Origin of the sequence: Kribbella catacumbae DSM 19601 (genome assembly GCF_000372465.1) — a bacterium.
Classification (GTDB): domain Bacteria; phylum Actinomycetota; class Actinomycetes; order Propionibacteriales; family Kribbellaceae; genus Kribbella; species Kribbella catacumbae.
The window spans coordinates 150084-159859 of sequence record NZ_AQUZ01000016.1; the positions used below are offsets into that span (position 1 = coordinate 150084).

The following is a 9776-nucleotide window of genomic DNA, read 5'->3' on the forward strand; positions in this document are numbered from 1 at the left end:
GGGGGATCGGTTGTCGACTAGGGGATGCCGTGAGTGGTCCGGATGAGATTGCGGAGTTCACCAGGTTGTTCCAGGGATTTCTGGAGCGGATGCAGCTGCCGCCCGCCGTGCCTGGCCGGGAGGCGCTTGGGATCAGGTTGAGCGATCACCTCGGGGTCGACGTCGCCAGTCTGCCGGTGGTCGCCGCGTCGTTCTCGTCGTTCGATCTGCCGAATGTGCAACTCGCGGTAGAGGCGTGGTTCGACGAATTCGAGTTGATCGGTGTGGCCGGGGCAGATCGTGGGCACTTCCCGCTCGCGGAGTTGCTTGAGATCTCGGTGCATCACCGGTTCGCCGTGGGCTCGGTCGAGTATCAGCGGCTGGCGGTCTCGGTCGATGAGGAGATGGATTGTGTCGCGTTCGGGTTCTACCTGGGCAGCAAAGGCGACGACCGGTACGTCGCGTTGTTACGGGCGGCCAATCCGCAGTACGGGCGGAACGGCGTACAGCTGGAGGTCGTTGCTCTCAGCAAGGAATCCGGTCAGCGCTTCCTGGATGCGTTGCCCGGGCTGATCCGCGAGCGCAACGTCTTCCGTGGTCAGGTCGTCTCGTTCGAGAGTCACGAGTTCGGCCAGGGGGTTGGGCCGTTCCGGTTGCACGCGCGGCCGGAGATCTCGCGGGATGACGTCGTACTGCCCGGTGGCGTGCTGGAACGGGTCGAGCGCGAGGTGATCGGGATTGCCGAACATCGCGAGGCACTTCGCAACGCCGGCCAGCACTTGCGGCGCGGCGTACTGCTCTATGGGCCGCCGGGAACGGGCAAGACCCACACTGTGCGGTATCTGCTGTCGCGCTTGCCCGAGTTCACGGTGGTGCTGCTCGCCGGGACGAGTATCGGGTTCATCGGCGAGGCGTGCGCGCTGGCCCGGATGCTCCAGCCCGCTCTTGTCGTCCTCGAGGACTGTGACCTGGTCGCGGAGTCGCGCGACTTCTCCCGCGGGGGAGGGCCGCTGCTTTTCCAGGTTCTCAACGAGATGGACGGCCTGACCGAAGAGGCGGACGTGGCTTTCCTGCTCACGACCAACCGCGCTGATCTGCTCGAGCCGGCGTTGAGCCAGCGACCGGGCCGGATCGATCTGGCGGTGGAGATACCGCTGCCCGACGCAGCCGGCCGGGCGCGGCTCCTCTCGCTGTACGGCCCGGCCCTGAACGTCAGCCCGGAGTGCGTGGCCGAGGTGGTCGACCTGACCGACGGCACCACAGCGTCTTTCGCCAAGGAGTTGGTACGTCGCGCCGTACTGCTCGGCGCCGAGAACGGGTCGACCAGTCCAGGCGACGCGGAACTCCGTGCCGCGGCCGAAGACCTCCTCTCCGCCCGCGACACCCTCACTCGCCGCCTCCTCGGCGCCTCGGACCAGGAGCCGCCGCCGGGCACCCACCCCGAGCCGGGCCTGGCTCCGTCTTACTCGTCCCACGGCACCTGGCGCGCTGGCCCGGGTCGTTAAGGGCCTTCAGCGGGCAGGCCAGCCGACGTTGAGACGTACAGGCCGATCGGAGTGATCGGACCGAGCGGCTTGACTGACGGCGAGACCGGCGGCGTCGTTGACGTTACTGAGGTTCGGTTGGAGGTCGCCGAGGACGGTTCCCCGATCGGGCAAGTTTGGCCGCTGCCGCCAAGGTCAAGGCGCGGGGTGGGCAGATAGTTGGGCACGCAGCTGGTCAGGGTCGAGGCCACGAGCGGTCAGGATCGCGGCGGCGGGGTTGCTCGCGCCGATACTCCATCCGAGCTGGGCCAGCTGCTTGCGGCCTCGCCGCCCCAAGCCGGTGCCGAATGGGTCAGCCGCGTCCTGCAAGACCCCGTACAACAGATGCTCCGGATCTACGTCGTGCCGCCCTCGGGCGTCTGCGTACTCGGCGGCGAGAGCCACGGCCCGCTTGGCGAAGAATGGCTTCCCGCACAGCGGGGTGCGGCGTCGGCCACCGCCACGCCACCATGACCGATGACTGGCGCGCCAGACCGCCTCGCCGACGGCGTCCGGGCCGAACGCCGCCGTCAGCCGGCGTGCCACCTGGTCGACATCGATCCCGACCGCGCGCAGGTTTGCGGCATCATCGCCGTGCGACGTAGGGATGCGCCCGTCCTCTGTGAGGCGAAGCAGATCGGTCCGCACTGCGTCGGGGTTTAGGCCGTGTGCATGCAAGAACCGCTGGGCCCACCCTGCGTCATCACCCAGCAGGCCGAGCAGGACGTGCTCGTCGCCGATGTGGCCATGGCCGAGTTCCTCGGCCGCATCGAGCGCGGCGACCATCACGCGCTGGGCTGCCGGGGTGAGCCGGTCCATCATTGCGCTCACCGGCCCCGGAAGCGCAGGCCGTGCTTGTAATGCACGGCCTGCTTGGTCACGCCCAGCCGGCGGGCGATGTCGCGCCACGACCAGCCCTGCGCTCGCGCGTAGTCGACCTGTAGTACCTCGAGAACCTCGACCAGACCGCGTAGCGCGACCACCGCGGCCAACCCGGTCTCAGGGTCCGGGCTCGTCGCCGCCTCCACCATCTGCATCGCCTCATCCAGCTCGACACCCATGCCGTCAAGGTAGATTGACGTTTGACTGTCGTCAAGTCTCTTTGACGCCCCCGTTACGCCGGGCGCGCGCCGGCATTCCTGGGCTGTGTCCAGGCGCTGCTCGGGGGGCTGTGAGGAAGGCGCGGGGTCAAGGTCAGGCTCCCTCCCACTCGGCCGAGGACAGCCTCCGCCTCCTGGAGGGGGAGCAGGGGCGCGACCGCCCGAGGAGTCGCCTTTGATGAGTGGATCCTCATCTTGTTCTCATTGTGGATCTGGGCGAGGCGCGCGACTGTCGTTTCATGATCTTGTTGACCAAGCTGGTGACGTTGGGGTTGACAGGGGCTGCTGCCTCGGGCCTGGTCGCCGGGTTGCTCGGCGGGAGGAGCTCTCCGCCCGGGCTCGGTGAGCAGCTGGTTGTACCGGTCCCGACCACGGCGCCCGCGACACCGGCGCCGGTAAAGCGCTCGCCTGAACCGGTCAAGCCCACGCCGTCGGTAGAGCCCACTCCCCGGGTGGCCACGACGCGCGGGGCGACGACACAGGCACCGGTAAAGCGGACCTTGGTGCCGCCGGTCCCGTCAAAGCGCAGTGCCAAGGCCCAGCCCGGCGGCGACGACGCGGACGATTCGGCCACTGTCCGGCGTGGCGTCGGCGGTGGCGACGATGGTGGGGACGACGATGGCGTGGATCCGGGGACCTCGAACGGCAGTAGCCGAGATGACGACGCTCCCACCGGCGAAGTGGACGGGGACGACGACGGGGACGACGGGAACTGATGAGCCGGCCGGGCTGGCCCGGCTGGCCCGGCTGGTCAGTGGGGGCTGGGGGGCGGCCCGGTCGGTCAGGGCACGGATTCTGACCTGGGTCATCGTGCTCACCGCTGTGGGGATGGCTGGTGCCGCCGGTGCCGCGTATCTGCTGGAGAGTAAGCGCATCGACCTGCGGATCGATCGTTCGCTCTATCAGGAGATCGAGGAGTTCGCCGAGTTCCATCGGACGGGGGTCGATCCTGTCACCGGGGCCCGGTTTACCAGTGTCGACCGGCTTCTCCAGGTTGCGGTGAGCCGGAACGTGCCCGACGAGCATCAGACGATCGTCGCGTTCCTGCCGGAGCAGACGTTCGTACCACGGGAAGCCCTGCCCCTGCACAGCGATCCCGGGTTCCGTTCGGAGGCGACGGCCTCAGATGTGCCTGTGTACGGCAGCTACAGGTCGCCTGACGGCAGTATCCGCTTCGCCACGATGCCCGTTGCGCAGGGTGATCGCCGCGGCACGTTCGTGGTCGCCTACTACACCGCGCACGAGCACGCGGAGTTCACTGATGTGATCCGCACCTACAGTGTGGTGGCCGTCATCGCGCTGATCTTTGTTGCGCTGGCCGCGTGGCTGAGTGCAGGCCGGTTGCTGCGGCCGATCCGCGATGTCCGGCGCACCGCTTTGCTGATCAGCGATACCGATCTGACCCGACGGATCGACGTCAATGGCCACGACGATGTCTCCGAGCTGGCTCGGACGTTCAACGCGATGCTTGATCGGCTCGAGGATGCGTTCGCTGCCCAGCGTGAGTTCCTCGACGACGCGGGGCACGAGCTGAGAACCCCTATCACCATCGTGCGCGGCCATCTTGAACTGCTGGATGGATCCGATCCCCACGACGTGGCTGAGACACGCGACCTGCTGGTGGGCGAGCTGGACCGGATGAGCCGCCTGGTCGAAGACCTGGTCCTGCTCGCACGCTCCGAGCGGCCGGACTTCCTGCGGCCCGCCGCGGTCGAGGTCGGCATGCTGACCGATCTGGTGTTCGACAAGGCCCGGGCGCTGGGCAGCCGGCAGTGGCGTATTGACCGGCACGCGCAGGTGACCATTACTGCTGATCCGCAGCGGCTGACCCAGGCGCTGGTCCAGTTGGCCCAGAACGCGGTGAAGTTCACCGGCCCCGATGACGTGGTGGCGATCGGCTCATCCGAGGACGCGGAATATGTTCGGCTGTGGGTGCGAGACAGCGGGCTGGGTGTGCCGGCGGTCGATGCCGAGCGGATCTTCGAACGATTCCAGCGCAGGGGCGGCACCCGGAGTGCGGAGGGCTCCGGTCTGGGCCTGGCCATCGTGCGTGCGATCGCCGAGGCCCACGGCGGCCGAGCCTGGGTGGAGTCCCCGCCGGGAACCGGCGCAACCTTCCTGCTGGAGATCCCCCGGACGGCCGTCCGCTACCGCGGGTGGAGCAAGGGATACCGTGGCGCCGGAAACGGAGAACGCGCGTGAGCCGCATTCTGATCGCCGAGGACGAGAAGCTGATCGCGTCGTTCGTCGCGAAGGGGCTCCGCGCCAGCGGCTTCACACCGACCACGGTTGGCGACGGGCAGACCGCGCTTGACCATGCCCTGACGGGTGACTTCGATCTGCTGGTGCTCGATCTCGGGCTACCGGCTCTGGACGGATTCACGGTCCTGAGCCGGCTTCGCTCCGCCGGCAGCACGATACCGATCGTCATCCTCACCGCGAAGGACTCGATCGAGGACACCGTCGCCGGGCTCGACGGCGGCGCGGACGACTACATCCCCAAGCCCTTCCGCTTCGAGGAGCTCCTGGCTCGGATCCGGCTCCGGCTCCGGGACGATCGATCGGCCGAGCCGACCATGCTGCAATGCGGCGACCTCGTCCTCGATCTGCGCACCCGGCGCGCCGCGGTGGCCGGCAAGGTGGTCGAGCTCACGGCTCGGGAGTTCCTCCTGGCGGAGATGTTCCTCCGCAATCCCGGGCAGGTCCTGACCCGTGAACAGCTGCTGAGCCATGTATGGGGCTACTACTTCGATCCGGGGTCGAACATCGTCGACGTCTATGTCCGCTATCTGAGGCAGAAGCTCGGCACGGAACGGATTGAGACCGTCCGGGGGATGGGGTACCGCCTCGCACCAGGAACAGATGACCCTCCGGCCACCACCACGGCGCACTGAACGACGCCCGACCCGACGCCACGTCTCCCAAACCGCTCAGCTCGGCGACTTGACTGAGACGCTCGACTAGTGATCCGGCCAGTGCGACCGGTTGAACAGCTCGCCGGTCAGGAAATGAGTTGTTGGCCGAGCTCGGTGGGTGCCGCTGCCGTGCGCGGCAGCGAGTATCCGGGGCGTCGGCTCTCCCGCTGGCCCGCAGCTCGGTCCGCAGCACCGATTAGTCTTTGAACCTTCTGATCGCGCTGGCCACGTCCGCGGCGTCGTGAGGCCGCTTTGACCGTGAATTCGGGAGTCGTCTGCCCGCGAACATGGGTGTCGGTTGAGCTGTGGTGAGGGTCAAGATCTCCGCGAATTTTGATGTCGGTCGTGCGGCCGGGCCCGTCTCAGCAAAGGGAGCTGTGTGGTCAACACCAAGATCCGGCGGCGTCACGATGGGGTGTGTGGTCGTTCCTTGATCGAGTGGGTGTAGCCATCGTGTCGGGACTGCGAGGGTTTGCACTTCGGGCAGGAGGTCCGGTCATCGTGCGCAGCGGCCGGTGACCTCGCGGGAACCGGGGTCGCCGCAGTCGCGGACGAGGGGTGGTGCCGAAGGTGCGGCGCTGGATAGGGCTGGTGAAGTCGTCGTCGATGCCTGGGCTTGGTCGGCGATGGTGCCGACACCCCATGTCGGCAGCAGCGCACGGTGCTTGAGGACATGGAACCCAGGTCCGATAGGCGACCATAGGTTGGTATGGCGGCCGTGGAAGGGATCCAGATGGATGATCACACGCAGATGAGCGATGCGGTCCTGTGGCGTCGGGCGACGGCTGGCCAGCCCGATGCGTTTGGCCAGATCTTCGACCGCCACGTTCAGGCGGTCTACAGACACTGTTTCCGGCTCAGCGGTTCAGCTGACGCAGCCGACGACCTCACGTCTGCGGTCTTTATCGAGGCATGGAAGCGGGGCGGCGATCCGCCGGCGGCCGAGGACGGCTCCCTGCTGCCCTGGCTTCTCGGTGTGGCCACGATCGTCGTTCGGTCCCGGTCCCGGTCCCTGTGGCGGTATCGACGGCTACTCCACCGGCTGCCTGAGCCGCGCCCAAATGACGACCTGGCGGACGAAGTGGCCGACCGAGTCGATGCCGAAAGACAGATACAGGATCTGCTCGTGCTGGTGCGTCACCTGCCAAAGCATGACCAGGAGGTCTTGGCTCTGTGCGGTTGGGCGGGTCTTAGCTATCAGGATGCGGCGAGTGTCCTTGGGGTTCCAGTCGGGACGATCCGATCCAGACTGTCGCGGGCGCGGGCCAAGCTTCGCGAGTTGACCGCTGACCGCCAGGAAGCAAGGTAGACAATGATGAGCAACGATGATCTTCAGCCCCCCTCAGTGACGATGGCACCGGACCGGGTCCGGCAGGCCAGAGCGGACGTGCTTCAGCACGTGAAGAACCGGCCGCGGTCAAAGGCGCGGCGTCACGGACGTCGATGGTTGATCGTGTCCGCGGGAGTTGCGGCTGCCGCCATCGCCAGCGCTGCCGCCGCGGTCATCATCGACCGACCCGCAACTGTTCGCGATGAGCTGCGCTGCTACAGCGTCGCGGACGTGGGAGACATCGACGGAAGCTTCCCCGGGGTTTCGCTGGTTCGCGTTGGCCAAGACGGCAAGGCCGAAGATGTCGCATCGGCCGCAATATCGCGGTGCGCCGACCTGTGGCGTCTCAAGATGCTCCGCGAAGGGCAGAGGCAGCCTGGGGAGCCCGACGAGCGCAACCCGAATGGCCAGGTGCCGCCGCTGGTTGCCTGCACCCTGAGCAACGGCATCGCTGCCGTCTTCCCTGGCCGCGAGGGCACTTGTGAGGGTCTGGGACTGCCCAGACTAGCAAAATGAGGTTAGAACCACTGCAGGGCGCTCGTCCTGTTGTCAAGAATTCCTAGGTTTGAAGACTCGCTTTGCAATCCAGTCGAGAGACCGCGGAAGTCCTTGTGTTCCCAGTGTTTTACCAGGCAGTTGCTGTATCCCCTGAATGACGTGATTCGGTCGTTCCAGTCATCGCCGACATAGCCTAACTGCCAGTCGAGGTCGGCGCTGGAATCGCATGGGCCCGTCGCCGTGAATACCCTCTGCGCGCCGGAGAAGTTGCCTGACAACCATTCGATGCTGAGAACATATGAGGCAGCCGGCGTCGCGGCGATTGCGTTGATCTGCCTTTCGAATGCGGGATCGGCCGCTGCCTGACGCGCAGTCTTGGTGCCGGTGCGGACCTTGCCTGCCGTTGCGTGGCTAACAGCCTGCGCGAAGGAATCGAAGCATCGCTGCTTCTTCGTCTGGACGTTGACGACGCATGTTTCGCCAGACGTTTCGGCCATCTCGTCATCGGCCACACTCGCCGCCGCAGGCGGGGCAGCAAAGCCACCGATAATGACGGCCGAGAGGAGCAATGTGAGGGTTTTGCCGGTTGCGCGAGACATCTGCTGTTCCTCCGTGGATGCGGCGGCGAACGGTTAATACCAGGCAATTGAACTGGCCTTGTTGTTCATGATTCCCATGTCATTGTCGGTGCCTTGAATTGGCGTGTACGAGCCACGGAAGTCCCGATCTTCCCAGTGGCGAACCCAGCAGTTTCCGTAGCCTCTGAACGAACCGATGGTGTCATTCCACCTGTCGCCGACATATGACAGCTCCCAGTCCTCGTCCAGGTTGGTATCGCAGCCACTCGATGCCGTTACGACCCATTGGTCACCGACGTAGCCGCTCACGCTGTACTCGATACTCAGCACTACTGACGCCGCTGTGCTGGATTTACCGATGGCGTCAAGTTTCGCTGTGAGCTTGGCGTCAGTAGCCGCATATTTACCGTCTTCTGTTGCGTCTGTGACGGCGCCGGCAGTGGCTGCCCTGATCGCAGCACGGAATGAGGTGAAGCATCGCTGCTGGTGCGTCTCAACGTTCACGGTGCAGGTCGCTGGTGATCGAGTCGCTGCGTCGGGCGGAGTTGGCGGGGATGCGGCACGAGCTGCTGCAGGTTGGAATACGATCGCCAGGATGCTTGCAGCGCCGACGCTCACGATGGCTCGTATCAGAGTGGCGCGGACTCCATTGCTCATACCAATCTCCTGATCTGTTCGCCGTTCGCAGAGAATCGAAGCTTCAGTAGAAGGTCAGAGAGCTCGTCTCGTCATTCATGGCTCCGAGATCAGGACTGAGAGTGGCGGGTTCTGTGCGGACCCCGCCGAAATCGCGATCTTCGTAGTGCCGCACGGCACAGTTGCTGTAGCCCTTGAAGGAAGAGAATCGGTCATTGTGCGCGTCGCCGACGTAGGCGAGCGACCAGTCCAGATCGGCATTGGCGTCGCACGGGCCGGCTCCGGTGACATTGAGCGTCGAGCAACTGAAAGTGGCGTATCTCTTGCAGTGGTACTCGATGCTCAGTAGGTAACTCGCCGCCAGTCCCGGCTCAATTGAATTGACCTTTGTTTCGAATGCTTTGCTGCTTACTGCGTCCGTTGGGTGTGCTGGCGCGTCGTGCACCAGGCCGCCAGTCGCTACCATGATTGCTTCTTTGAAGGTGGCGAAGCATCGGACGCCCTCTCCGTTGACAGTGGCGACGCAGTGTGATCTGGGAGACGGCGTGGGCTGCATTCCACCTACGGGCGTCGCCAAGGCGGTGAGTGGCGTCATCGCGATTGCGAGGATTGCCAGGAGTGCGACTGCAACGCAACGATGAGCGGCGTTGGACATCTCTGATCCCCCTGTAGATTTTCTGGACTGCGCCAGGCGCTTGGTCTAGTACCAGGCGATAGAACTTGCTTTCGCGTTCATGATCCCCATGTCGTTATCTTGGATCTGCAACGGCGTTTGGGTGCCGCCGAAGTTCCGGTTCTCCCAATGTTTGACCAAGCAACTGCCATAACCCTTGAATGATTTGTAGTAGTCGTTACGAGCATCGCCGAGATACGCGAGTTGCCAGTCCTGGTCGATGCTCGAATCACAGCCAGTGGAGGCCTCATATACGACCGGGCCATAGCAGGGCGGTTGCAAAGTTGATCTTCCTACGATGCGAGCGCCAGCAGCGCATGTTCGGGTTTGCGAGCGCGTGCTCGTAGGGTCTTGATGCCTGCCGTGATGTCCTTGGTGTTGTCCCTGGTCAGGGCCGTGTTGCGGAGGATGGCGAGATTGATCGGGCCGTTCCCGGTGCGAGCGGTGTGTCCGTCCTCGCCGAAGACCACGTCGCGTTGCCAGTGGATCACCTCGCAGCCCCAGTGCTCCCGCACGATGCGAGCGACCCGGTCGGCTTGGGCAT

Annotated in this window: 11 protein-coding genes and 1 pseudogene; 6 read left to right on the plus strand and 6 right to left on the minus strand. The window is 65.3% G+C overall.

Annotated elements, in window-relative coordinates:
- The first annotated feature begins 29 nt into the window (after positions 1–29).
- Positions 30–1484: an AAA family ATPase gene (locus A3ES_RS47570; RefSeq protein ID WP_020388369.1), complete on the plus strand. Its 1455-nt coding sequence runs from the start codon at positions 30–32 to the stop codon at positions 1482–1484.
- A 174-nt stretch (positions 1485–1658) separates the two neighbouring features.
- Here A3ES_RS47570 and A3ES_RS0118715 read toward each other — a convergent pair whose 3' ends face one another.
- Together A3ES_RS0118715 and A3ES_RS0118720 are read right to left on the minus strand one after the other, a co-directional pair.
- Entirely contained in the window at positions 1659–2324 is a 666-nt protein-coding gene (locus A3ES_RS0118715) for a Clp protease N-terminal domain-containing protein (protein ID WP_083933517.1), read from the minus strand.
- Positions 2325–2329: 5 nt separating this feature from the next.
- Complete coding sequence (locus A3ES_RS0118720) at positions 2330–2563, minus strand: helix-turn-helix domain-containing protein (protein ID WP_020388371.1); 234 nt, start codon at positions 2561–2563, stop codon at positions 2330–2332.
- A 278-nt stretch (positions 2564–2841) separates the two neighbouring features.
- Between A3ES_RS0118720 and A3ES_RS54100 the strand changes: the two genes are divergently transcribed.
- The 5 genes from A3ES_RS54100 to A3ES_RS0118745 all read left to right on the plus strand — a co-directional run bounded on the left by A3ES_RS54100 (position 2842) and on the right by A3ES_RS0118745 (position 7363).
- Positions 2842–3318, plus strand: coding sequence for a hypothetical protein (locus tag A3ES_RS54100; protein WP_157630594.1), 477 nt, complete (start codon positions 2842–2844; stop codon positions 3316–3318).
- Positions 3260–4804, plus strand: a complete 1545-nt coding sequence (locus A3ES_RS47575) for a sensor histidine kinase (protein WP_020388373.1) — start codon at positions 3260–3262, stop codon at positions 4802–4804. The genes A3ES_RS54100 and A3ES_RS47575 overlap by 59 nt, the downstream gene beginning before the upstream one ends.
- Positions 4801–5496 carry a response regulator transcription factor gene (locus tag A3ES_RS0118735; protein WP_020388374.1) on the plus strand — a complete coding sequence of 232 codons (696 nt, stop codon included), beginning with the start codon at positions 4801–4803 and terminating at the stop codon, positions 5494–5496. Before A3ES_RS47575 ends, A3ES_RS0118735 begins: the two co-directional genes overlap by 4 nt.
- A 730-nt stretch (positions 5497–6226) precedes the next feature.
- Positions 6227–6826: an RNA polymerase sigma factor gene (locus A3ES_RS0118740; protein WP_020388375.1), complete on the plus strand. Its 600-nt coding sequence runs from the start codon at positions 6227–6229 to the stop codon at positions 6824–6826.
- A 144-nt stretch (positions 6827–6970) separates the two neighbouring features.
- Positions 6971–7363, plus strand: coding sequence for a hypothetical protein (locus A3ES_RS0118745; RefSeq protein ID WP_157630596.1), 393 nt, complete (start codon positions 6971–6973; stop codon positions 7361–7363).
- A 2-nt stretch (positions 7364–7365) separates the two neighbouring features.
- On the opposite strand, the gene A3ES_RS0118750 is transcribed toward A3ES_RS0118745, so the two are convergent.
- The 4 genes and pseudogenes from A3ES_RS0118750 to A3ES_RS47580 all read right to left on the minus strand — a co-directional run.
- Positions 7366–7944, minus strand: a complete 579-nt coding sequence (locus A3ES_RS0118750) for a hypothetical protein (protein ID WP_020388377.1) — start codon at positions 7942–7944, stop codon at positions 7366–7368.
- Positions 7945–7977: 33 nt separating this feature from the next.
- The gene (locus A3ES_RS54105; protein ID WP_157630597.1) at positions 7978–8580 is read right to left on the minus strand and encodes a hypothetical protein; all 603 of its coding nucleotides are present in this window, start codon (positions 8578–8580) and stop codon (positions 7978–7980) included.
- Between the two features lie 43 nt (positions 8581–8623).
- The gene (locus A3ES_RS0118760) at positions 8624–9214 is read right to left on the minus strand and encodes a hypothetical protein (protein WP_157630598.1); all 591 of its coding nucleotides are present in this window, start codon (positions 9212–9214) and stop codon (positions 8624–8626) included.
- A 311-nt stretch (positions 9215–9525) separates the two neighbouring features.
- Positions 9526–9776 (minus strand): annotated as a pseudogene (locus A3ES_RS47580) (ISAs1 family transposase); the annotation flags it as partial.

Coding starts and splice junctions, on each gene's coding strand:
- A3ES_RS0118740 (WP_020388375.1), top strand. CDS start 6,227: ATGGCGGCCGTGGAAGGGATCCAGATGGATGATCACACGCAGATGAGC.
- A3ES_RS0118720 (WP_020388371.1), bottom strand. CDS start 2,563: ATGGGTGTCGAGCTGGATGAGGCGATGCAGATGGTGGAGGCGGCGACG.
- A3ES_RS47575 (WP_020388373.1), top strand. CDS start 3,260: ATGACGACGCTCCCACCGGCGAAGTGGACGGGGACGACGACGGGGACG.
- A3ES_RS0118760 (WP_157630598.1), bottom strand. CDS start 9,214: ATGTCCAACGCCGCTCATCGTTGCGTTGCAGTCGCACTCCTGGCAATC.
- A3ES_RS54105 (WP_157630597.1), bottom strand. CDS start 8,580: ATGAGCAATGGAGTCCGCGCCACTCTGATACGAGCCATCGTGAGCGTC.
- A3ES_RS54100 (WP_157630594.1), top strand. CDS start 2,842: ATGATCTTGTTGACCAAGCTGGTGACGTTGGGGTTGACAGGGGCTGCT.
- A3ES_RS0118750 (WP_020388377.1), bottom strand. CDS start 7,944: ATGTCTCGCGCAACCGGCAAAACCCTCACATTGCTCCTCTCGGCCGTC.
- A3ES_RS0118715 (WP_083933517.1), bottom strand. CDS start 2,324: ATGATGGACCGGCTCACCCCGGCAGCCCAGCGCGTGATGGTCGCCGCG.